We start from the raw sequence: 25,785 nt of genomic DNA, 5'->3' as shown, positions 1-25,785 counted from the left end.
ATCCGATCACGGGTCCGGCATCTGCCCCAGGCTCAACTGCCACGACACGCCGAAGCGGTCCTGCACCCAGCCGTAGCGGTTGCTGAAGTCATAGTCGCCCACCGGCATCAACCAGTGCCCACCCTCGCCCAGCACGCGCGCCGCGCGCTCGAACTGCTCGGCACCGGAGCACTCGACGAACAGCGAGATCGACGGGCTGAAGGTGAAGTCGTGCACGTCCAGGCTGTCGAAGCACAGGTAGTGGGTGCCGCCCAGCAGGAAGATGGCCTGGCGGACCTGCCCAGGCACGCCGGCACCGGCGCCATCCGGATGGCGCTGCATTGCCAGCAGGCGGAAATCGGCGAAGGCCTCGGCGTACATGGCCAGCGCGGCCTCAGCCTGGCCGGTGAACATCAGGAAGGGACGGCTGCGCAGCATGCGGTACTCCTGGTCGACGGGCCGCTGACGGCCCACGGGATCAGGATGGCACGGCGGATGTATGCCTGCTGTAGAGCCGAGCCCATGCTCGGCTGGCGGCCGCGCGAACAGCAGCCGACCGCAGGCGCGCGTCAGCGCCCGACGATCAGGCCTCGCGCATGCGCCGCGCGATGGCGCTGCCAGCGGCGATCGTGGCGGTCAGCGCCACCATCGACAGGAACTGCAGGCGGGTGTGCGACTCGCTCAGCAGCAGGCCGAAGATCAGTGCCAGGATCGCCAGCGCGCAGCAGGTCAGCCACGGGAAGCCGGCCATGCGGAATGGCAGGCGGGTACCCAGGCGATCCGCCCGGCGGCGCAGCACCAGCTGCGAGACCAGCGACAGCGTCCACACCAGCAGGCAGGTGGAACCGACGATGTTCAGCAGCACCGGCAGCACCCGGTCCGGGAACAGCAGTTCCATCACGGTGGCGGCGAAGCCGAACAGCACGCTGGCGAGAACGGCGATCACCGGCACCTGGCGCGGGTCGGTCCAACCCAGCACGGCCGGTGCTTCACGACGCTGCGCCAGCGAATACATCATGCGCGAGGCGCCGTAGAGGTTGGCATTGAGCGCCGACAGCAGCGCGATCACCGCGATCAGGGTGATGGCGGTGCCGGCACCCGGAATACGGGCGATATCCAGCACGGCGGCGAACGGCGACTTCAGCGCCTCGCTGGTCCACGGCACCACGGCGATGATCACGCTCAGCGAGCCGATGTAGAACACCAGGATGCGCCAGGCCACAGTGCGGATGGCACGGGCAATGCTGCGTTCCGGGTCTTCGGTCTCCGCCGCCGCAACGGCCACGATCTCGGTACCACCGAAGGCGAACACCACCACCAGCAGTGCAGCGCCAATACCCGCCAGGCCCTTCGGTGCGAAGCCGCCGTGTTCGGTGAAGTTGCTCAGGCCCGGCGAGGTCACCTGCGGCAGCCAGCCCATCAGCAGCGCCACGCCGATGGCGATGAAGGCCAGGATCGCCGCGACCTTGAGGATGGCGAACCAGAATTCGAACTCGCCGAAGTTCTTCACCCCGAGCAGGTTGATTGCGGTGAAGAACAGCATGAAGGCCAACGCTGCCATCGGTACCGGCACCGCAGGCCAGACCGTGGCCAGCAACCCGGCCGCGCCCACCGCCTCGGCAGCGATCACGATCACCAGCTGCACCCACCACAACCAGCCGACCGTGGCGCCGGCGGTGGCGCCCATGGCATCGGCGGCGTACACCGAGAACGCGCCGCTGGTCGGTTTGGCCGCCGCCATCTCGCCCAGTGCGTTCATCACGATGATCACCAGCGCGCCGGCCACCAGGTACGACACCAGAACCGCCGGACCGGCCGCCTGCACACCCACGCCCGAGCCGAGGAACAGGCCGGCGCCGATGGCGCTGCCCAGGCCCATCATGATCAGCTGGCGGGGCTTGAGCGAATGCCCGAGGCGGGACGGCGAAGCGGTCGGAATCGAGTTGGGCATCGGCGGGGCTGGCGGCGGGCTACAGGGGCGACACCTTACCCTGTCCCATGCCTGCGGGGATAGGCACAGCGCAGCAGGCGGCTCAGGCCAGCGCGGGCTCGCTGACACTGCCGCCGATGCGGGCGCGGTAGGCGCGCGGCGAGAAACCGGTTTCAGCCTTGAACTTGCGGGTAAAGGCGCTCTGGTCGCTGAAACCGCAGGCCTGGCCGATGCAGGCGATGCTGTCGTCGCCGTGCAGCAGGTGCATGGCCATCTGGATCCGCAGCCGGGTCAGCACCTGCTGCGGGGTCATCTGGAACACCTTGCGGAAGCTACGCTCCAGCTTGGACAGCGAAAAGCCGGTGATGTCCAGCAGGGTCTGCATGCGCACGTTCTCGGCGTAGTGCGCATTGAGGTGGGCCAGGGCCAACCGCAGCTGCTCGTACTGGGTACCCAGGCTGTCCTTCTGGCCGAGGTCGCGGGAAATGCCGATCAGGCCCTCGATGGCCCCATCGACCACCAGTGGGCGCTTGCAGGTCAGGCACCAGCCCGGTTCGCGGTTGGCGAACAGGTGCAGCTCCATCAGGTTCTCGATCACCTCGCCGGACAGCACGCGGGCGTCCTGATCGCCGTAGTCCGCACTGAGCCCGGTCGGGTAGATCTCGGCCGCGGTACGCCCGATCACGTCCTTGCGCGCACGCAGGCCCAGCCGCCGCAGCATGGTCTGGTTGACGTGGGTGTAACGCCCCTGGCGGTCCTTGATGAAGAACAGCACATCCGGGATGGCGTCGAACAGGGCTTCGATGTCGGCGGGCTCGACTCGCATGGGGCAAGCATACCCGAGCCTGCTTTTGCCTGTACGTTCACCTCTGCCGGACCTCGGTTTAACGGGGCTGGTTCCAGTGTCGTGGTTCCTTCTGATGATCCGGAGCCAACGTCAATGGCCGCCAGCAAGCCGACCGGCAAGCGCGCAACCGCCCCTGCCGAAAACCACCGCCGGGGCGACGGCGATGAACTGCACCAGCAGGCCGGGGGCACCCATCCGGTGATGACCACCGATCAGGGCATCCCGGTGGCGGACAACCAGAACTCCCTGCGGCAGGGGCCCCGAGGGCCCACGCTGCTGGAGGACTTCATCCTGCGCGAGAAGATCACCCACTTCGATCACGAACGCATTCCCGAGCGCATCGTGCACGCACGTGGCAGCGCAGCACACGGCCACTTCGAGCTGACCCGGTCACTGGCCGCCCATACCCGCGCGCGCATCCTGACCGAGGTAGGCGTCAAGACGCCCGTGTTCACCCGTTTCTCGACGGTAGCCGGCGGCGCGGGCTCGGTGGATACCCCCCGCGACGTGCGCGGCTTCGCGGTCAAGTTCTATACCAAGGAGGGCAACTGGGATCTGGTTGGCAACAACATTCCGGTGTTCTTCATCCAGGACGCCATGAAATTCCCGGACCTGGTGCACGCAGTGAAGATGGAACCGGACCGTGCGTTTCCGCAGGCCGCCACGGCCCACGACACCTTCTGGGATTTCATCTCGCTCATGCCCGAGTCGATGCACATGATCATGTGGGCGATGAGCGACCGCGCCATACCGCGTTCGCTGCGGATGATCGAAGGCTTCGGTGTGCACAGCTTCCGCCTGCTGAACGAGGCGGGAGAGTCGACCTTCGTCAAGTTCCACTGGCGGCCCAAGCTGGGTATCCAGTCCACGGTCTGGGACGAAGCGTTGAAACTGCAGTCGGCCGACAATGACTTCCATCGCCGCGACCTGTTCGAGGCCATCCAGCGCGGCGACTTTCCCGAATGGGAACTGGGAGTGCAGCTGTTTACGGAAGAAGAGGCCGACGCATTCCCGTTCGATCATCTGGACCCGACCAAGATCATTCCCGAATCGCTGGTGCCGTTGCAGGTCATCGGGCGCATGGTGCTGGACCGCTGGCCGGACAACTTCTTCGCCGAGACCGAGCAGGCGGCTTTCTGCCCGGCCAACGTGCCACCGGGCATCGACTTCAGCAACGACCCGCTGCTGCAGGGGCGCCTGTTCTCCTATCTGGACACCCAGCTGCTGCGCCTGGGCGGCCCGAACTTCCACCAGATCCCGGTGAATGCGCCCAAGTGCCCGTTTGCCAATCATCAGCGCGACGGCCACATGCAGATGCAGGTGCCCAAGGGCCGGGTGGCCTACGATCCCAGTTCGCTGCAGGAGGGCACCCCGCGCGAGACGCCTGCCGGATTCCGCAGCCATGCCAGCGCCGACGATGGCCGCAAGGGCCGCACCCGCGCGGAGAGTTTCGCCGACCACTACAGCCAGGCACGCATGTTCTTCCGTAGCCTTGAGAAGCCGGAACAGGCGCATCTGGCATCGGCACTCGTGTTCGAATTGTCCAAGGTGGAAACACTCAAGGTGCGGGTGCGTACCGTCAGCCACCTGCGCAACATCGACGAATCACTGGCGCAGCGCGTAGCTGATGGGCTCGCGTTGCCTGCACTGCCCGACCCCGCGCCGACCGCCACGCCGGTGCAGGACATGCCTGCCGCTCCCGAGGTGCGCGTGATCGGGCGCAACAAGCCCACCCTGCAAGGGCGCAGCATCGGCATCCTGTTTGATGAGGGCTCCGACGCGCGCGTGATGGCCAGCCTGAGCAAAGCGGCCCGGAAGGCGGGTGCAGACGTGAAGCTGGTCGCGCCCAAAGTAGGCGGCGCCACGCTGAGCGATGGGGCGATGCAGGCGGCGGATGGGCAACTGGCGGGCACGCCATCGGCTGTGTTCGATGCGGTGGCCGTGGTGCTCAGCCCGGAAGCCGCGAAGGCCTTGTCGAAAGAGAGTGCAGCCGTCGAATTCGTCAGCCAGGCGTGGGCGCACCTGAAGGCCATCGCCAGCGACGCAGGCGGCCAGACGCTGCTGAAGGCGGCGCGGGTCGGCAACGATGCCGGCATCGTCGAAGCGGAAGACGCCAAGGCCTTCCTGGCGGCGGCCGCCACCCGCCAATGGGCGCGTGAACCGAAGCTGCGCCTGCTGGCCTGACTACTACGACAGGAGATCCGTCATGCCCCGTGGTGACAAATCCGCATATACCGAGAAACAGAAGCGCCAGGCCGAGCACATCGAGGAAAGCGAACGTGATCGCGGCGCGAGTGAAGGCACCGCCGAGCGCATTGCCTGGGCCACCGTGAACAAGCAGGACGGTGGCGGCAAACGTAGCGGCAGTGCCCGCAAGGGCGCGAAGAAGGCGACCAGCAAGAAGGCTGCCAAGAAGGCGCCTGCCAGGAAGTCGGCCACAAAGAAGGCCACGACCAAGGCGACGGCAGCGAAGAAGGCACCTGCGAAGAAGGCGGTGGCGAAGAAGGCACCGGCTCGCAAGACCGCGACAAAGAAGGCCACAAAGAAGACGGCGAAGAAGGCTGCGGCCAGGAAGACGGGTACGGCCGCCTCGCGGAGCGCCGCCGCAAAGAAGGCAGCCAAGACGCGGGCCGCGAAGAAGACCGTGCGCAAGGCGGCGGCGAAGAAAGCTGCGCGTACGCGTGCGCGCGCCTGAAGCGTCGGTCAGGGGGGGGGGCGTCCTCATCCATGCGGCAACTTCGGCTGCGTCAGCACGGCCTTCAGCAGTAGACGGGCTCCTTCCAGCGAAATACGGCCGCTCAAGGCGGCCGTATTCCTGTCGCTGCACTGCCCGCTCAGGCTGCGCGACGGGGCACAGCAGAGACCGCCGCGCCTTCCACCTTGAATACCGCCGCCGACGTGGTCAGCGCATGCGCCTGTTCTTCCAGCGCGCGGCTCGCGGCAGTGGCTTCTTCCACAAGCGCGGCGTTCTGCTGGGTCACCTGGTCCATCTGCACCACCACCTGGTTGACCTGCTCGATGCCGGCGGCCTGTTCCTTGCTGGCCGCTGCTATGTCGCTCATCAGCTGGGTGGTGCGCGAGCTGGCCTGGGCCACGCGCGCGATCGCGGCCTCCGATTCAACGGTCACCGCCAGGCCACTCTTCACCTTGGCGGCAGCGTCTTCGATCAGCTCCTTGATCTCCTTGGCGGCGACACCGGCGCGTTGCGCGAGCGTGCGCACTTCGCTGGCGACCACGGCAAAACCACGGCCCTGTTCACCTGCACGCGCGGCTTCCACTGCAGCATTCAACGCCAGGATGTTGGTCTGGAACGCGATGCCGTCAATCACCGTGGAGATTTCCGAGATGCGTGCCGAGGACTGATCGATCTCACCCATCACCGACGCCATCTGCGCCATCGCCTGCTCGGTCTCGCGCACGGCGGCACCGGCCGCATGCGCTTCACTGTCGGCCTGGCGCGCCAGCTCGGCGTTCTGGCGCACGGTGGAGGTCAGTTCCTCCATCGACGCAGCCGCTTCTTCCAGGTTGGCGGCCTGCTGCTCGGTGCGGCGCGACAGGTCGTTGTTGCCGGCAGCCAGTTCCTGCGCTGCGTTGTTGATGCTGTCAGCGGCCACCTGGATACCGCGCACGATGCCGGTCAGCTGCGCGGTGGTGGTGTTGGCGTCGTCGCGCATGCGGGCGAATACGCCGTCGTACTCGCCATCCATGCGTGCGGTCAGGTCGCCGTGCGAGATCGCGCGCAGCACGTCGGAGACATCGGCGATGCTGGCCTGCGAACTGGCCATCATGCCGTTGAGGTGCTCGACCATCGCCTTGAACTGGAACTGGAACGCAGCGGCATCGCCACGCATGCTGAAATCACCGGCGCGCGCGGCGCGGGCCAGTTCATCGATCTGCGCGTTGATTGCCATCAGGCTCTGCTTCACTGCCGCCAGGGTGCGGGTCAGCGTGCCCTTCTCGCCCGGGTAATCCGGCAGATCACGGCTGAGGTCGCCGATGGCGTAGCGCTGCATCACCTCGGCCATCAGCAGCTCCACCTGCACGTGCGATTCGACCAGGCTGTTGGTGGCCTGCACCATGCGCCCGAAGTCACCGGGGAACGCCGTGACGTCCATGCGATAGCGGATCGCGCCAGCCTCATGCTGCTCTGCCATCTGCAGCTGTGCGCCGATCGCCGCCTGCACACTCTGGCGCACACTGGCCATCGCTTCGCCCAGCTGGGTCAGTTCATCGCGGCCACCAAGACGAAACTCCTGGTCCAACTGTCCCTTGGACAGGCGTTCGGCCAGGTTCACCGCGCGGGCCAGCGGGCCGGTCAGGCTGCGGCCGATCATCACCGAGGCACCGATGCCCACCAGCAGCGCGACGCCGCCCAGCACCAGCAGCTGCAGCAGGCTGCGCTCGCCCAGGCGGATCGCCTCGGCGGCCGCATCGCGGCTTTCCTTCTCTTCGAAGTCCACGCCGTCGGACAACGCCTTGTTCCAGCCATTGGCCGCTTCCTGCACCGGGCCCAGGGTCAGCGCCACCGCGCCGGGATAATCGCCCTGCTCCATCAGTTCGCTGGTCTGCTTGTTGAGCGGGCGCGCAATGGCACGCTTGGCCGCGATGGTTTCGGCAATGGCCTTGCCGTCGGCGTCGCTGGGCAGTGCCTGGTAGCTGGTCCAGCTGGCCTCATAGCGCTTGACCAGATCGGCGATGCGCTGCTCGTCGCTGCCGCGGTCTTCGCCCTGACGGATCAGCATCTCGCGGCGCACCACCATCATCTGGTTGTTGGCATCGAGCATCTGCGACAACAGGCGCACCTTGGCCACGCTGACGTCGACCACCTGCTGCATCGCGCGCTTCTGCACGACACTGGCGGTGGCGCCGGTGGCCACCACGGCGGCAACCAGCAACAACAGCAGGCCAAAGCCCAGCCCAAGACGCCAGGCAACCCTGACATTCCTCAAGTAGTTCATCGGTACATCCAAAACGGGGGGATGCGCCCCTATCGGCCGCGCCGCCGGCATTCTTGATCGGCAACGTGCACGGGCGTCGGCAGCCGTTCACCTTGGTGATGCCACGCACGGCGCTTCTGCGACAAGGGCCTGGGCCACGCCTGGGCTGCCCTGCTCATGCCGGCATCAGGTTGCTTTCACGGGGGCTGCGCAGGCGCTGCGGGCAGGGTGGAGCTGCCATCTGCCGGAGACCTCCATGCCCGTACACCGCCCCGCCCTGCTCGCCCTGTCCTTGCTGATGTCCCCCGCCTTCGCGCAGGTGCCGCCGCCGGTCCAGCTGCCGGAGCCCATTGCCGAGAAGGCCGGACCCGATACCGCGGCGCGCTCGCCACTGCACGCCCAGGTGCTTCTGGATCGCGCCAATTTCTCCCCGGGCGAGATCGACGGTGAAGTCGGCAGCAATCAGCGCCGGGCCGTGGCAGGCTTCCAGGCGGCCCACGGCCTGACAGTGAGCGGAGAGCTGGACGATGCCACCTGGAAAGCACTGCAGGCCGATGCGACCACACCGCTTGCCACTTACACGTTGACCGCCGAGGACGTGGCCGGCCCGTTCCAGCCGGTTCCGAAAGGGCCGGCCGCACAGGCCAAGCTGAAGGCGCTGGGCTACGGCAGCGTGGAGGAATTGCTCGGCGAGCGCTTCCATGCCTCGCCGGCATTGCTGAAGGCGCTCAACCCCGGCGTCGATCTGGCCAAGGCCGGCAATCGCATCCAGGTGCCCAACGTCGCACCGGGGGCGTTGCCGAAGGCGGCGAAGATCGTGGTCGACAAGTCCGATTCCACCCTGCAACTGCTGGATGTGCAGGGCAAGGTGATCGCGCAGGTGCCGGTGTCGTCCGGCAGCCAGCATGATCCGTTGCCGATCGGCGAATGGAAGATTCTCGGCGTGTATCGTGACCCGCCGTTCCACTACAACCCGAAACTGTTCTGGGATGCACGCAAGGGCGAGAAGAAGGTCACGCTGCCGCCCGGTCCGAACAACCCGGTCGGCCGGGTCTGGATCGATCTGTCCAAACCCCACTATGGCCTGCACGGAACGCCGGTGCCCGGCCATGTCGGCAAGACCGAATCGCATGGCTGCGTGCGCATGACCAACTGGGATGCGCTGCGCGTGGCCGATGCGGTGGATACCTCCGTCCCCGTGGTGATGCAGGAGTGAGCCGATGCGTCTTTCGCAGCTGATCGTGATCGGTGTAGTGCTGGGACTGGGGCTGGGCTGGTGGCTGCGCCGCGATGCCGCTGAAACTACGGCGGTGTCCACGCCTGCAACGCCGCTCACCGTGATGGCAACGCCGACGGCGGAAGCGGCTACACCACGCGCGTCGCTGCCGGCCAGCGTCGACGCAGCACCGGACGGTCTGCTGCTGCCGGTGCAAGGCGTACTTCCCTCGCAGTTGCGCGACACCTTCACCGATGCACGCAGCGAGGGCCGCGTGCACGATGCAATCGACATCATGGCCGATGCCGGGACGCCGGTACTCGCGGTGGCCGACGGCACGGTGGAGAAACTGTTCGACAGCAAGCGCGGTGGGCTGACCATCTACCAGTTCGAGCCCAGCGGACGCTGGTGCTACTACTACGCGCACCTGCAGCGCTATGCCGATGGCCTGAGCGAAAAGCAGGTGATCAAACGCGGGGATGTGATTGGTTATGTGGGCAGCACCGGTAATGCCAGCGCGCAGGCCCCGCACCTGCATTTCGAAGTACACGTACTGGGGCCGGAGAAGCAGTGGTGGAAGGGGGAATCGATCAACCCGTATCCGCTGCTGAAATCGGCTGCTTCGACGCCCGGCGCTGCCAGCGCCGCAAGGTGAACGTGAACACCGCCAAGGCAGCCCCCGGAATCAGCAGGAACAGCGCCACCACCTTCCAGAAGAAGAACGGCCACAGCCAGACGTAGTCCAGGTCGGTCAGCTTCAGCAGGTCCAGTGGGGGCTGCAGCTCGATCACGGCCGCCCTGCCCGCCAGCGCCGGGTCCACCTCCAGTACGGTTACCCGCAGCCATGAGCGTCCGCGTGGCAATGCATCGCCGCGGCCATATCCAAAGTAGGACGCCATGAGCCCGCTGGACTCAACCGATGCCAGCCTGCGGTTGACACCCTGCCCGGCCACTCCCGAACGCTCTGCTGCGCGGAAGTCTCCATGATCGGTGGGAGTATCGATGCGCAGCAGCACTTCAGGGTCAGCCTCAATACCGTCTGCGGCATACCGCAGGCGCAGCCGCAGTTGGTCATCGATGAAGCGGTAGACCGTCACCTCAGCCGTCGCGCCGGGGCTCAGCAGCAGCGGCAGGGTCTGGGTGCGCGAGGCCAGATGGTTGGCGATGGCGCCGAGCGCCAGAACCGCGCAGGCGATGCCCCACAGGCTCCACAACACCCATAGGGTGATCCGCACCACGGTCTCGCCTTTCACGCTGACATCCTGGTCATCGCTTCGCTTCCTCGCCGGCACTGGCGACACAGTAACGAAAAAGCCCCGCGTTCGCGGGGCTTCTTCTTGCAGCGACGCCAGGCATGGCCCAGCGCTACCGGTCACTCACTCAGGCGAACGGATCCTGCAGGACCATGGTGTGGTCGCGGTCCGGGCCGGTGGAGACGATGCTGATCGGGCAGCCGGCCAGCTCTTCCAGCGAACGCAGGTAGGCACGGGCGGCCGGCGGCAGGTCGTCCCAGTTGGTGATGCCGTGGGTGTTCTCGCTCCAACCCGGGAACTCCAGGTACACCGGGGTGCACTCTTCCCAGCCCTGCGCATCCAGCGGCGCGTACTCGGTGCGCTTGCCGTTGTATTCGTAGGCGATGCAGACCTTCAGCTTTTCCATGCCGTCCAGCACGTCCAGCTTGGTGATGCACAGGCCGCTGATGCCGTTGATGGCCACGGCGCGCTTCAGCGCGACGATGTCCATCCAGCCGCAACGACGCGGACGGCCGGTCGAGGCACCGTACTCGGCGCCGCGGTCACGGATGCCCTGGCCGACTTCGTCGTCCAGCTCGGTCGGGAACGGGCCACCACCGACACGGGTCGCGTAGGCCTTGGCGATGCCCAGCACGTAGTCGATCGAATCGGCGCCGACGCCGGAACCGGCCAGTGCACCGCCGACGGTGGTGTTGGAGCTGGTGACGTACGGGTAGGTGCCGTGGTCGATATCCAGCAGCGCACCCTGCGCACCTTCGAACAGCACGCGCTTACCCTGCTTGCGCAGGTCGTGCAGGATGCCGGCCACGTCGGACTTCATCGGCTGCACGTATTCGCCGAAGGCCAGCGCTTCGTCGAAGGTCTTCTGGAAATCGACCGCATCGGTGTTCAGATACTTGGTCAGCACGAAGTTGTGGTAATCCAGCGCAGTGCGCAGGAGTTCTTCCAACTGCTTCGGGTAATGCAGGTCGGCGATGCGGATGCCGCGGCGCGCCACCTTGTCTTCGTAGGCCGGGCCGATGCCACGGCCGGTGGTGCCGATCGCCTTGCCGCCGGCGGCGCGCTCGCGCGCCTGGTCCAGGGCGATGTGGTACGGCATGATCAGCGGCGCGGCCGGGGAGATCTTCAGGCGCGAACGCACTTCCACGCCGGAGGCTTCCAGCTCGGCGATTTCCTTCTGCAGCGCGGCCGGCGAGATCACCACGCCGTTGCCGATCAGGCACAGCGCGTCGTCACGCAGGATGCCCGACGGGATCAGGTGCAGGACGGTCTTCTTGCCGTTGATGACCAGAGTGTGGCCGGCGTTGTGGCCGCCCTGGAAGCGCACGACGGCGCCGATTTCCTCAGTGAGCAGATCGACGATCTTGCCCTTGCCTTCATCGCCCCACTGGGCACCAAGCACTACGACAGACTGACCCATGACGGGCTCCTCATATGTTGCGGCCATCGGGGCCGCGGACGGGTAAACCGTGGCGGGGCTGGCCAGCACCTGGAGGGCGGCTCCAAACGGGGAGCAGCCGGCGATGGAAGGCCCAGACACGGAAAAAGCCGAACGGGGAGGCCCGTCCGGCTTTTGTGCATTATCCGGGTTTCCGGGGTCGGGTGCCACCTTTCCGACGGGCGGCTTTACCCACCGGTCAGGCGCCCCGCCCGGTCGTGCCGGCCGCTGGCCGGCAATGCCAACCAAGGTTGGCATCTACCAGAGCAGGGCCACGCATGTGAACGCAGGCGGCCGTGCCGGGCCTTCAGTGCCGCACCCACCACAGCAGGCTCAGGCCGGCCAGCAGCACCAGCCCGCCGAAGCTGCGCAGGGCCGGGCTGGGCAGGTCCAGCAGGCGCTCGGCCATGCGCTTCCAGGCGAACGGGGCGACGAACAGGAACAGGCCTTCCAGCACCGCGACCAGGCAGACGGCGGCGAACAGATCTTTCATGGGGGGACTCCGGAAAAAGCACGGGGCCCGGCGTCTGGCCGGGCCCCGTGGGGTAGTGCCCTGCGACCTCAGCGGTCGTTCTTCAGGTACTGCAGGAACGGGTCGTTCTTGTCCAGCACGATCACGCCGTTGCCGTCGGTCATGGAGCCACGGTAGGCCTCCAGGCTGCGGTAGAACGCGTAGAACGAGGGATCGGCCGAGCCGGCCTTGCCGTAGATACGGGCGGCATCGGCATCGCCTTCACCACGCAGGCGCTGGGCATCACGCTCAGCCTCGGCGATCAGCACGGTGCTGTCACGGTCGGCCTGGGCACGGATGGTCAGCGACTGCTCCTCGCCCTCGGCGCGCAGCTTGGCGGCTTCCTGCTTGCGCTGGGCGCGCATGCGCTCGTACACGTCATTGATCACCTGGCTGTCGGTCGGCAGGTCCACCTGCTTGATGCGCAGGTCGATCATCTGCATGCCCAGGCCGGCCACCGCCTCGTTGATCCCCTTCAGCTGCTCGGCGATCAGCTCGCTGCGGTCGCCGGACACCAGCTGCTGCAGGGTGCGCGAGTTGATCTGGTTGCGCAGCGAGTCGGTGATGATCGGTGCCAGGCGGGCATTGGCGATGCGCGGATCGCCGCCGGTGGCACGGAAGTAGTCACCCACGTTGGAGATGTAACCGATGGCGAAGAAGTCGACGCTGACATCCTTCTGCTCGGCGGTGAAGTAGCGCGCCGGGGCGGTGTCGAGCACCTGGAAGCGACGGTCGAAGACCTTCACCGTTTCCACCACCGGCACCTTGAAGTGCAGGCCCGGCTTGATGTCCGAACGCACCACCTTGCCCAGGTTCAGGACCATGGCGGTCTGGTCCTCACGGACCACGTACACCGAGCCGAGCAGGCCCAGCACCACCGCCACGATCACGGCGATCCAGATAGGACTCTTCATCGGCTGCCCTCCTCACGGCCGCTCGGTCGCCCGGTCGGGCGGCCCACCGGCCGGCCCGGATCACGGGAAGCTTCCGCCGCTGCACCCGGCAGCGACGGCATCACCACCTCCGGGTTCGTCACTCCCGGCGGAGCCGAGGTGGTGGGACGGGTATCGCCGTTCATCGGCACGTAGATCAGCTGGCGGCCATCACCACCGATCACCTTGCGGTTCTCGCTCAGCACCTGCTGCACGGTCTCCAGCCACAGGCGCTTGCGGGTCACTTCCGGGGCGTCCTTGTACTGGGCCTGCAACAGGCTGAAGCGCTGCGCGTCACCCTCGGCCTTGGACACCACGGCCTGCTTGTAGCCTTCGGCGGTGGTACGGGCACGCGAGGCCTGGCCTCGGGCTTCCGGCACGACCTTGGCGGCGTAGGCCTGGGCTTCGTTGATCAGGCGTTCCTTGACCTGCTGGGCGCCATTGACCTCGTCGAAGGCCGGCTTGACCTCTTCCGGCGGACGGGCGTCCTGCAGGGTCAGGCCGGTCACGGTCAGGCCGGTCTTGAACGCCTTCAGCAGCGCCTGCAGGCGCTCTTCGGCGGCCACGGCCAGCGGGCCACGGTTGTTCAGCACGGCGTTGAGATCGGCGCGACCGACTTCCTCGCGCACCGCGCTCTGCGCCGACTGCTCCAGCACCTGGTTGGCATCCACGGTGCCGAACAGGTACTGCTGCGGGTCGTCGATGCGGTACTGGACGTTCAGCGAGACGTTGACGATGTTCTCGTCGCGGGTCAGCACCGGCACCTGGATCGAGAAGGTCTTGATCTCGGTGGCATTGACCTTGGTGACCGATTCGATCGGCCACGGCAGCTTGAAGTTCGGGCCGGGCTGCAGGATGCGCGAGAACTGGCCGAAGCGCAGCACCACGCCACGCTGCTGTTCGCCGATCAGCTGGAAGCTGGAGAAGAGCACCAGCAACACCACGGCTGCCACCACCCAACGCACGATGCCACCGTCGAACAGGTCCTTCAGCGGCCCGGGCAGTCCGCCCCAGCCACCACCATTGCCACCGCCGCGCGACCCGAAGGGCCCGCGTCGATTGTCCTCGGGGCCTTGTCCGCCCTTGTTGCCGCCGGGTGTATTCCAGGCCATGCACGCTCCATCAAGATTTGGGCTGCGGCGCGGGCCCTTCCCGCACCGCCAGCCGTGAAACCATCACCGATCATACAAGATGGGGCGGATCGGCAGGATCGAAAGGGGGGCAACGGGGTAAGGTGGCGTTTTCCTCGAAGTCAGGCAACGCCGATGGCCCCCACCACCCCGTTCACCGCCTTCCGCATCGAAAACGACGACGCCGGCTACCGCAGCGGCCTTGCCCAGCTCCGGATCGACGACCTCAACCCCGGCCAGGTGCTGATCCGCGCCCACTGGTCCTCGGTCAACTACAAGGATGCCTTGGCCGGTACCGGCAAGGGGAAAATCCTGCGCCGCTTCCCGCTCGTGGGCGGCATCGACGTGGCCGGTACCGTGGTCGCCAGTACCGACCCGGACTGGCGTGAAGGCGACGCAGTACTGGCCACCGGCTGCGGGCTGAGCGAGACCCGTGACGGCGGGTACAGCCAGTACGTGCGGCTGGAATCGCGCGCGGTGATCGCCCAGCCGGCCGGGCTGACCCCGCGCGAGGCGATGGTGCTGGGCACCGCCGGCTTCACTGCGGCGCTGGCCCTGCTGCGCATGCAGGACAACCGGCAGACCCCGGACCTTGGCCCGCTGGCGGTCACCGGCGCCAGTGGCGGCGTCGGCGCGCTGGCGCTGTCGATCTTCAGCCGTGCCGGCTATACCGTGCACGCGGTCAGCGGCAAGCCGGACCAGACCGAATTCCTGCACGCCATCGGCGCCGCCGAGGTGCTGCCGCGCGAGGCACTCTCCGATACCGGTCCGCTTCAGTCGGCGCGCTTCGGCGGTGGCCTCGACAATGCCGGAGGCGACATGCTGGCCAGCCTGCTGGCGCAGACCGTGCCCTACGGCAGCGTGGTCAGTGCCGGCCTGGCCGCCAGCCCGACGCTGGACATGACCGTGATGCCGTTCATCCTGCGCGGTGTCTCGCTGCTGGGCGTGTCCTCGGCCAATGCCCCACGCGGACTGCGCGAGGAAGTCTGGGCGCGGCTGGGCAACGAATGGAAGCCGCAGCACCTGGAACGCATCTGCACTGCCGAAGTCGGCCTCGATGGCCTGCCCGCCGTATTCCAGCGGATGCTGGCCGGCGGCTCGCTGGGGCGAACGGTGGTGCGGATCGACTGAACGTCGCAGGCAGGCGACGGACGGCAGACGCGCCCCTCCCGCCGGTAATGTGCCCGCACTACACTGCGGGCATTACATGGGGAACAACATGGCACGCATTCTGATCGTCGACGACTCACCGTCGCAGCTGTTGGGGATACAGCGCATCGTCGAGAAGCTCGGGCACCAGATCCTGACCGCCACCGATGGCGCCGCCGGGGTCGAAACCGCCAAGGCCGAGCTGCCCGACCTGGTCCTGATGGACGTGGTGATGCCCAACCTCAATGGCTTCCAGGCCACCCGCACCCTCGCCCGCGACGAGGCGACCCGGCACATTCCGGTGATCCTGGTGACCACCAAGGACCAGGACACCGACCGCATGTGGGGCATGCGCCAGGGCGCCAAGGCCTACATCACCAAGCCATTCTCGGAAGATGAGCTGTCCGAGGTGCTGGAGCGGGTGTTCGCCGGGCAGGGCTGAGCCCGCGCGGGTGGGTGCCGACCTTGGTCGGCACGCTCTTGTTTGGTAGGTGCCAACCTTGGTTGGCACGCCTTGAACGGCCAAAAGGCGTGCGGACCCAGGTCCGCACCCACCAGAATCCATCTCAGATCGTCTCGCCGAACGCCTTGGCCAGGTTCCGGTAGGCCTTCTTCTGCGCCTCGTCGGTCGCGGCCGGGGCCACGATCTCGATTTCGACGATCTGGTCGCCGTCCGGGTTGCCGGGAAGGCCACGACCGCGCAGGCGCAGCTTGCGGCCGGCATCGGAATCGGCCGGAATCTTCAGCTCCACCGCACCGCCCAAGGTCGGCACGCTGATGCTGGTCCCCAACGCCGCCTGCCACGGCGTCACCGGCAGCGTATAGAGGATGTTGCGGCCATCGACCTCGAACTGCGGGTGCGCGGCGTACTCCACCTCCAGCAGCAGGTTGCCGCCATGGTTGCCCTGCCCCGCCAGCCGGATCACCTGGCCCGGACGGATGCCCTTGGGCACGCGCACGTCCAGCTGCTTGCCGTTGACGGTGATGCGCAGGCTGTCACCGTTGTAGGCCGCCTCCAGCGGTACCGACAGCTTGGCGCGGGTATCGCGGTTGGGCGCATGGCCCTGGCTGCTGAAGCCAGGCCCCTGACCAGCGCCGCCACCGCCACGCTGGCGCGCGAACAGGCTTTCGAAGAAGTCGCTGAAGCCGCCATTGGGGCCACCGCCGCCAAACACTTCCTCGAAGTTGAAGCCACCGGCACCGCCGTAGTTCGGCGGTACGTTGAATTCCTCGCCCGGGCGGTAGCCCTGCGCGCGCAGCTGGTCGTAGGCCGCGCGCTTCTCCGGGTCGCGCAGCGCCTCGTAGGCCTCGTTGACCGCCTTGAACTTGTCTTCGGCCCCGGCCTCCTTGCTGACGTCCGGGTGGTACTTGCGTGCCAGCCGACGGTAGGCGGTCTTGATCTCCGCCTCGCCCGCGCTCGGTTCCACCCCCAGGGTGGCGTAGTAATCCTTGAATTCCATCCAGCTACCTCGATTCGCTTCGGCCGCGCCGGTGGCGCCGCCCCGGGTTCATTCTACGCGCCGGCGATGCTACGCCGCCCCTCGTGCGGCCCCGGTGAGGCCGACTGATCCTGCGCAATGCGGCTGCCATCCCCATGCCCCACGCTGTGGCTGGAAGCCCCTGCCGCAAAGCCCGAAGATGGGGCCTGCACGCAGGTTTTCCAATGTCTTGACGCCCCTGTCCCATCCGGCCCACTAGCCTGCCCCAGCAAGGAGTTCCCCATGACCATCCATGTCGGCGACCGCATTCCGGAAGTGACCCTCAAGCGCATCCGCGAGGGCATCGAAACACTCGATACGCATTCGCTGTTCGATGCGCGCAAGGTGGTGCTGTTCGCCGTGCCCGGCGCGTTCACCCCGACCTGCTCGGCGCGCCACCTGCCCAGCTACGTCGAAAAATTCCAGGCATTCCGCCAGCGCGGCATCGACGTCTACTGCATGGCCGTCAACGACCCGTTCGTGATGAAGGCCTGGGCCGCCGACCAGAGCGTGCCCGACGGCCTGCTGATGCTCTCCGACGGCAACGCCGAACTGACTCGCGCGCTCGGCCTGGAGCTCGATGCCAGCGCCTCGGGCATGGGCATCCGCTCACGCCGCTTCGCCCTGTACGTGGTCGATGGCGTGGTTCGTGCGGCCTGGATCGAGCAGCCGGGCCAGTTCGAGGTGTCTTCGGCCGAGTACGTTCTGGAGCACCTGCCCACCTGATTCCCCCACCACAAGAGGAAACGGCCAGCCATGTCCAGCAAGCCAGCCAAAGCCGCAAAGCCCGCCGCAAAGGTGCCCGGTATCAGCGACCGCAAGACCCTGCGCGAGCGCGCCCGGCGCAACATCGAAGACGGGGCGATCACCGACAGCTACAGCGCCGACCGCAAGGTGGTGATCAAGCTGCTCAACGATGCACTGGCCACCGAGTACGTGTGCGTGCTGCGCTACTACCGGCACTATTTCATGGCCAAGGGCATGCTGGCCGACGCGGTCAAGGCCGAATTCTTCGAGCATGCACAGCAGGAACAGGCGCATGCCGGCAAGCTGGCCGAGCGCATCGTCCAACTTGGCGGCGAGCCCGACCTCAACCCGGATACGCTGACCGCGCGCTCGCATGCCGAATACAAGGAAGGTAGCGACCTGCGCGACATGGTCCGCGAGAACCTGGTGGCCGAACGCATTGCCATCGACAGCTACCGCGAGATGATCAACTTCATCGGCGACCGCGATACCACCACCAAGCGCATCCTCGAAGAGATCCTGGCGCAGGAAGAGGAACACGCCGACGAATTCGCCGACCTGTTGGATGGGTGGATCGGGGAATAGCGGTTACGCCATACGCTCGCTGCCATCTGCGGCGTTGTAGAGCCGAGCCCATGCTCGGCTGACTACTCCACGCACGTCGCAAGAGCAGCCGAGCATGGGCTCGGCTCTACAACAGCGTCGCAAACATACGGAAAGCGGCGACCAAGGTCGGCACCTACCGCAGGACGTTGAACCGTACCTGCGTCCACGCGCCGTCGGCCGCCAGCGCGGTCAGGGTATGCGCGCCCGGATCGGCGAACTCGCGCTGCATCAACTGCGCGCCGTGGGTCTGCGCGATCCAGCGTCCATCCAGCAACCAGTCCACCGCCTGCTCGCTGCCCAGCGCGCGCAGCTGCAGGCGTACGCCATGTTCGGCGTTGGGTGCACGCGCCAGTGCTGCGCCATCATTCAGGCCATCGATGTGCAGCGCGACGCTGGCCTCCCGGCCATCATCGCGGCAGTCCGGCGACAGCGCCGGCAGCTGCGAGGCCTCGCGCGTGGCCTTGGGCAGCCACGGCGACAACAGCGCCGGCCAGCGCGCGATCTCACGCGCGACTTCCTCATGCGGCAAACGGCAATCAGCGGAGACACGCAGACCGGTCCGCGCATCGGCCAGGTAACGCTGCCGCCCCGGCTGCCAGCGCCGCGCCTCGCGCTCGGGGAAGGTCGGTGGTGCTGCGCCATCCAGCAGGTACGCTGACAGCCGCCGCTGGCACAGTGCCGCTGGCAGCCCTTCGGCACGTTCGCCGGTGGGCCAGCAGACATCCTCCTGGCTGACACTGGCCGGCATCGGCGCGGCCGCCGAATCGCCGCGCTGGCGCGGCAGGCTGTCCACCACTTCAAACATCAGTGGCAATGCGGTGACCGCGCCGTACTGGCCCGGCAGTGGCGTGCCATCCGGCCGGCCTACCCACACGCCCACGGTGTAGTGGCGGGTACTGCCGATGGCCCACGCATCGCGGTACCCGTAACTGGTGCCGGTCTTCCACGCCACACGCGGGCGGCCACCGACATCGAACGTACCAACGCCATAGCCCGGCCGCGGATTCGATTCCAGCATCTCGCGGACGATCCAGCTTGCGCCGGGCGAAGCGAGGCGCCGCTCGATCATTGGCTCATCGTCGGTGTAACGCACGCGACCGGCGATGCCATTGCGGTTGAGTGCGGCGAACGCGCCGACCAGGTCTTCCAACCGCGCGCCGGTGCCGCCCAGGATCAGTGACAGGTTGGGCGTGCTGCCCTGCGGGAAGCGCAACTGGATGCCGGCGTGCGAAAGCCGCGCAGCAAAGCGCGCCGCGCCCACCCGCTGCAGCAGGTCCACCGAGGGCACGTTGAGCGACAGGCGCAACGCACTGGAAGCGCCGATCGGTCCGTTGAAGGCCATGTCGAAGTTGCCGGGGCGGTAGCTGCCGAAACTCTGCGGCGCATCCACCAGCAGGCTTTCCGAATGGATCAGACCATCGTCCAGCGCCATCGCATACAGGAACGGCTTGAGCGTGGACCCCGGCGAGCGCCAGGCCTGCACCATGTCGACGTGACCCAGCCGCTGGCGGTCGCCGAAGGCCAGCGTGCCGACATAGGCACGCGCCTGCAGGGTCTGGTTGTCGACCACCAGCAGAGCGGCCGAGGTACGTTCGGGCAGCGTCGAGAAATAGCTGGCCACGCGTTCCTCCAGCGTGCGCTGCAGCCCAATGTCGATACTGCTCTGGATGCGTGCCTGCCCCGGATGCGCCGAATGCAGTCGCTGCGCCAGCAACGCGGCGTGCAGCGGCGGCCGCAGCGAGCGTGCCACTACGTTCTCGATGCGCGCGTCGTCCACCTCTTCCGGTGTCCACGCGCCCAGTTCGGCCATGCGTGACAGCACCTTGTCGCGCGCTTTCTGCGCCGCTTCCGGATGACGGTCCGGGCGCAGCCGGCTCGGCGCCTGCGGCAGCACCGCCAGCAGCGCGGCCTCGGCATGCGACAGCTGCGCCGCCGGCTTGCCCAGGTAGGCCCAGCTGGCCGCTTCCACGCCTTCAATGGTGCCGCCGTACGGCGCGCGCTCCAGGTACAGGGCCAGGATCTGCCGCTTGCTCAGGTGTACTTCCAGCTGCACCGCGCGCAGCATCTGCTTGAGCTTTCCCCAGGGCGTGCGCGTATGCGGGTCGAGGATGCGGGCAACCTGCATGGTCAGGGTCGAGCCACCGGACACGATGCGGCCACCGCGCAGCAACTGGCCGCTGGCACGCAGGATCGCCAGCGGGTTGATGCCCGGATGACGCCAGAACCAGCGGTCTTCGTAGGTCAGCAACGCCTGCAGGTACAGCGGCGAGACGCTGTCGATCGAGGCCGGATAGCGCCACACGCCCTCGGCATCGGCGAACGCGCGCAGCGGCGTGCCGTCCGTCGACACCACCAGAGTGCTGGTGTCGCGCTGCTTCGGCAAGGGCGGCGGGAAGGCGAAATCCAGCACCAGCAGCAGCGCCAGCGTGGCGGCCGTGCCCCAGCGCAACCACGGCCACAGCGGCTGCAGCCGGCGGCGCAGGGCCGCCAGCCGGTTTTTCATTGCGTCTTTCATTGCACATTGCCCGCAGGACGGGCCGCGCCTGCGCGGCCCATCCGTGGGATCACGGCTGCACCACCGTAATCGTGGTCGGGTTGCTGCGGCCGACGCCGCGCAGCTGCGGCCGGTACATGTCCTCCACCAGCGGCGGCGGCACCGAGTAGGTTCCCGGGGTCACCGCGCGCACCAGGTAGAACACGTTGGCCTTGCTGCCACGCGAGAGCTTCAGCGCAGCCACGTAACGGTCGTCGCGGAACTCCTCGTGCTTGGTATCGGCGGCTTCACCACGATCGCTGATGGTGATGCCATCGACCACCACGTCGGCCCACTGCTTGGCGTCGCCCAGGTTGAAGTTCTCGATCTCCAGGCCGGCCGGCAACAGGTCGGTCAGCAGTGCATCGGGCATGGTGGTGTCGGCAGTGACGGTGACGCGCACGATCAGCGCTTCGCCTTCCTTCAGCGGGCGCGGCGTCCACGGCTTGCCATCGGTACCGTAGTAGCTGCGCTCGACGCCCAGCACGCTGTTGTCCGGCGCCGGTGCGCTGCGCGGGATGCCGGCCACGTCGATGCTGGCGAACATCGGCGGCTGGCCCTGCGGGGTGAAGCGCACGCCGCTGGCCAGTTCGCTGGCGCTGAAGTTGCGGCCGAACAGTTTGCGCTCGCCGATGGCTTCGGTGCTGCCACCGATCACCAGCTCACCGGCCACCAGCGCCTTCTGATTGGCAGCCAGCGCCTTGCCGAGGCGGGCAATCGCTACCTGTTCCTGCGTGCTCAGCCACATCCAGCCGGCATTTCGGCGCGCATCCAGGCCACGGCCGAGATCGACCGCACGCGCATCCCAGGCTGGCTTGGCCAGCTTGTTCTCGTGCGTCAGCGCGATCATCAGCGCGTCATCGCGGATCGCGCTGCCGTAGTCGCCGAAGTACGACGGACGTTCGCTGCTGGACTTGGCGAAGGCCGCAGCCAGTGCCGCCTGGCCGCGCTTGGCATCGCCCTGCAGCGACAGCGCCACACCCAGATGGACCAGCGACAGGCCACCGACCGCCTTGCTGCGCTCGTTGTCGTACAGCGTGCGCAGGGTACCCAGCGGCGCACGGTTGACCCGTGCCAGCACGTAGCCCGAATACGCCTGGTTGGCGAACTTCAGCTTCTCGCGGTCGTCCTGGCCGTAGAACTGGTTGCCGCCGGACAGCAGATCCTCGCTCAGGCGGTTGAGCGCCTTCTGCAGCACGTTGTCGGGCACCGCAAAACCGGCGTCCTTGGCATCGAGCAGGAACTCGGTGATGTACGGGGTCAGCCACGGGTTCACGTAGCCGTCGTCACCCCACATCGAGAAGTTGCCATTGGCCACCTGCATCGACGCCAGGCGACCGAACGCGCCTTCCATGCGCTCGCGGCGCGACTTGGCATCCAGCCCGTCAGCACCGAGCATCGACGACGTCGCCTGGTCCAGGATCAGCGCAGCGTAGCCCTTGCTGGTGGTCTGCTCGGCGCAGCCGTACGGGTAGTTCAGCGCGCCCTGCAGTGCGCTGGCGAACGGGATCGGCGGCAGCGGGCTGACCAGCAGGCGGGCATTCACCGACTCGGACATCAGGCCCTCGGTCAGGCTGTTGTCGAGGCTGACCGCGGCCAGCGGATCCAGCGTGCGCACCTGCGAACGCAGCACCTGCGGCCACGCCGCACGCACCGGCAGGTCGTAGCGGCGATCGGCCTTGAAGCCGTTGCCATCCACGCGCACCCGCACCTTGGCCACGCTGTGGCCCTCGCGTGCGGACAACGGGAAGCTCAGCGTGGTTTTGGCATCGGCATTCAACTGCACGCTGCGTGTGCCTTCGGCCAGTGCCAGCGGGCCCTCGGTTTCCACCCGCACGTTGAACGCACCCGGCTTGCCGGTGAAGTTCTGCACGTCCAGGGTCACGGTGCTGCGGTCGCCCGGGGCCAGCACGCGCGGCATGCTGGCTTCGGCGAGGATCGGGGCGCGCACAATGGTTTCCACGTCACGCTTGCCGTACTGGTCATCGCTGTAGACCAGCGCCGACACGCGCAGGGTGCCGTTGAAGTCCGGCACCTTCAGGCGGATGCGGGCATTGCCCTTGGCATCCAGCTGCACCGGGCCGGAGAACAGGTCCACGGTCTGCACGCGCGCGGTCGGGCGCTTGGCCTGCGGCAACGCCTGCAGCGCCATGTCGCCACCGAACTTCAGCTTGCCGCTGCTGCCGTCGAAGCTCTCGATCACCCGGCTGTAGATGTCGTAGGCATCGATGCCGAGGCGACGCTGGGCGAAGAAGTGCGCGCCGGCGTCGGGCACCGGGAAGCGGGTGATGTTGAGGATGCCCACGTCCACCGCCGAGACGGTGACATGCGCCGTCTTGCCGGCCAGCTGCGGCGCGCTGACCGTCACCGGCAGGTCCTGCTCCGGGCGCATCTGCTTGGGCGCGACCAGGCCGACGGCCACGGTGCGACCCTTGCGGTCCATCGGCACGTGCACCACACCCACGGCGCGGGCCGGGGTGATCTTGCTCGGCGCACTGCCGCCACGGAACACCAGCGCGGTGATGTAGACGTCGTGGCGTTCCCAGTCGGCGGTGACCGGAATCTTGAAGGTCGACCCCGGCTTGGCGTCGATGTCCTGCACGTACAGCATGCGGTCGGTCTCGACCATCAGGATGCCCTTGCCGGCGTGCGGCGGGGTCACCGTCACCTCGAGCGTGTCGCCTGCCTTGTAGCCGGTCTTGTCCAGGCCCAGCTTGATCTTGTCAGGGCGCGCGTCCAGGCCACGGTTGTCATCACCCCAGCTCCAGCCCGCACGGAAGGGATAACGGCTGGTCAGGCCGGTGGTCGGATCGAACACGTCCACCCGGTACTCGCCCCACTCTACCGGGAAATCAAAGGCGACCGCGCTGCTGCCGGCATCGACGGTGCGCGTTTCCTTGTTCTCGAAACGGCGGGTGAAGTCGTAGTCCCAGCGGTTGTCGTTGAAGGTCCAGTGGTAATCGCGCAGCTCGCGCACCAGGGTGATCTTCAGACCCTTGGCCGGCTGTGGCTTGCCCGCCGCGTCCACGCGCATCAGCTCGAAGCGCGCATTGCCGTTGGAATCGGCACCGTCTTCGGGATTGAACAGCGGGCGCACGCCCACCAGCGCATTGGCCGGCCACATCACCCGCTTCAAGGTGCGGGTGACGGTACGGCCGCCGGTCTCGTACAGGCTGCCGGACAGCACCACTGCAATCGGTGCCTTGGCCTTGGCCGCCTCCTCCGGCAACGCCACGTCCTCGCGCAGCTGGCCATTGGCCGGCAGCGTGGTGTCGATCACGTCCTTGGCTTCGCGCGGCAGCTGCAGGGTCGGGTCACCGAAGAAGTAGCCCGGCAGGCCCTCCACCGGCTGCTGCTCGGCCGCCACTGCCATGCGCGCGGTGAAGCGGTTGCCATCGGCCGGCGCACCATACAGGTAGGCACCATTGGCCTGCAGGCGCAGGTCCTCACCCGGCTTCAGCGTCTTCTGCGCGCTGTCCAGGTCCAGCTTCATGCGCTCGGGCAGGAACTCCTCGATGCGCAGGGTCATGCCCTGGATCGCTTCCTTGCTGGCCGGGTCGGTGCGGAACTCGACCTGCCAGCGCCCGGTCGGCGCCTCGGCGGGGATCACCTGCTCGAAATTGATGTAGCCCTGGTCACCCGGCTGCAGGCGGGTCTCGCGGAAGGTCTTGCCGTCGGGCTGCTTCAGGCGCAGGAACACCGGTTGCGCCTTGACCGGCTTGCCATCGTTGTCACGCAGCAGCGCGGACAGGCGCACGGTCTCGCCCGGGCGATACAGGTCGCGTCCGGACCAGGCATAGACATCGAACCAAGCGTTGTCACGGCCGGCCACGGCGAATTCGCTCAGGTCCAGCGCCGGTTGGTTGAACGGCAGGAAGCTGGTGTCCTTGCCGGTGCTGGCGACCAGCACGTGGGTTGCATCCAGGGTGTAGTTCAGCAGCGCATTGCCATTGCCGTCGGTGCTGCCTTTCAGCACCACCTCGCCCTTGGCATCGAGAACCCGCAGGTCGATGCCCTTCAGCGGTGCGCCGTCCTTGAGGCCGGCGGTGTGCACGAACAGCTTGTCCTTGTAGGCGCGGGTATGCAGACCGATGTCGCTGACCGAGAAGAACGCGGTATCGAACTCGCCCTCGTAGTCGCCGGTCCGCTTGAGCAGGGCGAAGTACAGGCCCGGCTCCTGCAGTTCCTTGATGTCCTGGGTCGGCAGGTAGGTCAGCACCCGCTCGTTCTTCTTGCCGCCCAGGATGAAGCGGTTGACGTAGACTGGCTCGGCCAGCTTGTTGATCGGGCTGCGCTCGTAGTCGCTACTCAGCTCCCAGCTGCCACGGCGGCCGCCGCGCTGGTACTGGCTGAAGAAGGTTGGCAGGTCCTTCTCGCGCACGCGCAGGAACTCGACATCGACCTCCGGCACGTTCACCGACACCACCGGCAGGCCACGGCTGTCCTTGGCCGGCAGCACGCTGCCCTGCGAGGCGAAGCCGACCACCGGCTTCAGCTCGCCGCTGAACACCTTCTGCTTCAGTTCCTTGCCCAGCCGGCTGCCATCGGCGGCCAGCAGGTCCGGCGAGACCACCAGGCTGAACTCCTTGCCGGCCTCGACGAACGGGTAACGCAGGGTCAGGCCGTCATCGGACAGCGTCCAGCTGCTGTCGTCGGTGCCGACCTTTTCCTCGAAGCGCACCAGTTTGTCGAAATCCTGGGTGCCGACCAGCGGGCGCGAGAACTCCAGCGCCAGCGACAAGCCGTCATTCTTCTGGTCCGGGTAGGCACGCAGCAGGGTGAACTCCTTCACCTGCTCGGCCTTGGTGGTGATGGCTTCACCGCTGGCCTTGGGCAGCTGCCCGCTGTCGTTGCGGCAGCCGGCCAGGCCCAGCAACAGGCCTCCTGCCAGTACAGCCGCCGCCCATCCCCACCGCTTCCGCCGTGCCGGACCGCTCATGTCGTCACTCCTTGATCGAGGTGGTCATTATAGGCAGGCCGCGTCAAGGTGTTGACGCGGATTCGGCAAGTGCCCCGGGTGCGGGTAGTGCCGGCCGCTGGCCGGCAGTCCGGTAGTCGCCAACCTTGGTTGGCGTCGGCCGTGCCAACCAAGGTTGGCA

Annotated in this window: 20 protein-coding genes; 8 read left to right on the top strand and 12 right to left on the bottom strand. The window is 67.2% G+C overall.

Annotated elements, in window-relative coordinates; translation table 11 throughout:
• Positions 1-6: 6 nt before the first annotated feature.
• The 3 genes from AC13FN_RS14105 to AC13FN_RS14095 form a co-directional block, all read right to left on the bottom strand.
• Positions 7-417, bottom strand: coding sequence for a VOC family protein (locus AC13FN_RS14105; RefSeq protein ID WP_049435279.1), 411 nt, complete (start codon positions 415-417; stop codon positions 7-9).
• A gap of 145 nt (positions 418-562) precedes the next feature.
• The gene (locus tag AC13FN_RS14100; protein ID WP_005410628.1) at positions 563-1,930 is read right to left on the bottom strand and encodes an amino acid permease; all 1,368 of its coding nucleotides are present in this window, start codon (positions 1,928-1,930) and stop codon (positions 563-565) included.
• Between the two features lie 82 nt (positions 1,931-2,012).
• Complete coding sequence (locus AC13FN_RS14095) at positions 2,013-2,735, bottom strand: AraC family transcriptional regulator (protein WP_482984939.1); 723 nt, start codon at positions 2,733-2,735, stop codon at positions 2,013-2,015.
• A 114-nt stretch (positions 2,736-2,849) separates the two neighbouring features.
• Here AC13FN_RS14095 and AC13FN_RS14090 point away from each other — a divergent pair, with 114 nt between their 5' ends.
• Together AC13FN_RS14090 and AC13FN_RS14085 are read left to right on the top strand one after the other, a co-directional pair.
• On the top strand, positions 2,850-4,940 hold the full coding sequence (locus AC13FN_RS14090) for a catalase (protein ID WP_482984940.1): 2,091 nt from the start codon (positions 2,850-2,852) through the stop codon (positions 4,938-4,940).
• 22 nt (positions 4,941-4,962) lie between these two features.
• On the top strand, positions 4,963-5,451 hold the full coding sequence (locus AC13FN_RS14085) for a hypothetical protein (RefSeq protein WP_482984941.1): 489 nt from the start codon (positions 4,963-4,965) through the stop codon (positions 5,449-5,451).
• A 139-nt stretch (positions 5,452-5,590) separates the two neighbouring features.
• Here the strand turns inward: AC13FN_RS14085 and AC13FN_RS14080 are convergent, their stop codons facing one another.
• Positions 5,591-7,714: a methyl-accepting chemotaxis protein gene (locus tag AC13FN_RS14080; protein ID WP_482984942.1), complete on the bottom strand. Its 2,124-nt coding sequence runs from the start codon at positions 7,712-7,714 to the stop codon at positions 5,591-5,593.
• A gap of 235 nt (positions 7,715-7,949) precedes the next feature.
• Here AC13FN_RS14080 and AC13FN_RS14075 point away from each other — a divergent pair, with 235 nt between their 5' ends.
• Together AC13FN_RS14075 and AC13FN_RS14070 are read left to right on the top strand one after the other, a co-directional pair.
• Positions 7,950-8,909, top strand: a complete 960-nt coding sequence (locus AC13FN_RS14075) for a L,D-transpeptidase family protein (protein ID WP_049435272.1) — start codon at positions 7,950-7,952, stop codon at positions 8,907-8,909.
• Positions 8,910-8,913: 4 nt separating this feature from the next.
• Entirely contained in the window at positions 8,914-9,564 is a 651-nt protein-coding gene (locus AC13FN_RS14070) for a M23 family metallopeptidase (protein WP_054172316.1), read from the top strand.
• Here the strand turns inward: AC13FN_RS14070 and AC13FN_RS14065 are convergent.
• The 5 genes from AC13FN_RS14065 to hflK form a co-directional block, all read right to left on the bottom strand.
• A complete protein-coding gene (locus AC13FN_RS14065) occupies positions 9,500-10,162 on the bottom strand; it encodes a hypothetical protein (protein ID WP_197579290.1) in 663 nt (220 codons plus the stop codon). The two genes, AC13FN_RS14070 and AC13FN_RS14065, sit on opposite strands and share 65 nt — an antisense overlap.
• A 127-nt stretch (positions 10,163-10,289) precedes the next feature.
• Positions 10,290-11,582 (bottom strand): adenylosuccinate synthase, encoded by a 1,293-nt coding sequence (locus tag AC13FN_RS14060; RefSeq protein WP_005410639.1) that lies wholly within the window; start codon positions 11,580-11,582, stop codon positions 10,290-10,292.
• Positions 11,583-11,907: 325 nt separating this feature from the next.
• The gene (locus tag AC13FN_RS14055; protein WP_005414170.1) at positions 11,908-12,093 is read right to left on the bottom strand and encodes a DUF2065 domain-containing protein; all 186 of its coding nucleotides are present in this window, start codon (positions 12,091-12,093) and stop codon (positions 11,908-11,910) included.
• A gap of 68 nt (positions 12,094-12,161) precedes the next feature.
• Complete coding sequence (gene hflC / locus AC13FN_RS14050; RefSeq protein WP_010482785.1) at positions 12,162-13,025, bottom strand: protease modulator HflC; 864 nt, start codon at positions 13,023-13,025, stop codon at positions 12,162-12,164.
• On the bottom strand, positions 13,022-14,155 hold the full coding sequence (hflK, locus tag AC13FN_RS14045; RefSeq protein ID WP_049435269.1) for an FtsH protease activity modulator HflK: 1,134 nt from the start codon (positions 14,153-14,155) through the stop codon (positions 13,022-13,024). Before hflK ends, hflC begins: the two co-directional genes overlap by 4 nt.
• Before the next feature lie 153 nt (positions 14,156-14,308).
• On the opposite strand from hflK, the gene AC13FN_RS14040 reads away from it, so the two are divergent.
• A complete protein-coding gene (locus tag AC13FN_RS14040; RefSeq protein ID WP_054172318.1) occupies positions 14,309-15,304 on the top strand; it encodes a YhdH/YhfP family quinone oxidoreductase in 996 nt (331 codons plus the stop codon).
• 88 nt (positions 15,305-15,392) lie between these two features.
• Positions 15,393-15,764: a twitching motility response regulator PilH gene (gene pilH, locus AC13FN_RS14035; protein WP_005410644.1), complete on the top strand. Its 372-nt coding sequence runs from the start codon at positions 15,393-15,395 to the stop codon at positions 15,762-15,764.
• 124 nt (positions 15,765-15,888) lie between these two features.
• On the opposite strand, the gene AC13FN_RS14030 is transcribed toward pilH, so the two are convergent.
• Positions 15,889-16,782, bottom strand: a complete 894-nt coding sequence (locus AC13FN_RS14030) for a DnaJ C-terminal domain-containing protein (protein WP_197646680.1) — start codon at positions 16,780-16,782, stop codon at positions 15,889-15,891.
• A 261-nt stretch (positions 16,783-17,043) separates the two neighbouring features.
• Here AC13FN_RS14030 and AC13FN_RS14025 point away from each other — a divergent pair, with 261 nt between their 5' ends.
• A complete protein-coding gene (locus tag AC13FN_RS14025; protein ID WP_482984943.1) occupies positions 17,044-17,526 on the top strand; it encodes a redoxin family protein in 483 nt (160 codons plus the stop codon).
• Positions 17,527-17,556: 30 nt separating this feature from the next.
• Complete coding sequence (locus AC13FN_RS14020; protein WP_312392332.1) at positions 17,557-18,132, top strand: ferritin-like domain-containing protein; 576 nt, start codon at positions 17,557-17,559, stop codon at positions 18,130-18,132.
• Between the two features lie 154 nt (positions 18,133-18,286).
• Here the strand turns inward: AC13FN_RS14020 and pbpC are convergent, their stop codons facing one another.
• Both pbpC and AC13FN_RS14010 read right to left on the bottom strand, forming a co-directional pair.
• Positions 18,287-20,668 carry a penicillin-binding protein 1C gene (gene pbpC, locus AC13FN_RS14015; RefSeq protein WP_482984944.1) on the bottom strand — a complete coding sequence of 794 codons (2,382 nt, stop codon included), beginning with the start codon at positions 20,666-20,668 and terminating at the stop codon, positions 18,287-18,289.
• Between the two features lie 49 nt (positions 20,669-20,717).
• Positions 20,718-25,625 (bottom strand): alpha-2-macroglobulin family protein, encoded by a 4,908-nt coding sequence (locus tag AC13FN_RS14010; protein ID WP_482984945.1) that lies wholly within the window; start codon positions 25,623-25,625, stop codon positions 20,718-20,720.
• Between the last annotated feature and the right edge of the window lie 160 nt (positions 25,626-25,785).

Source organism: Stenotrophomonas sp. 115C5, from assembly GCF_056861055.1.
Note: the sequence above shows the minus strand (reverse complement) of the source record. Positions and strands in the feature narration are given on the sequence as shown.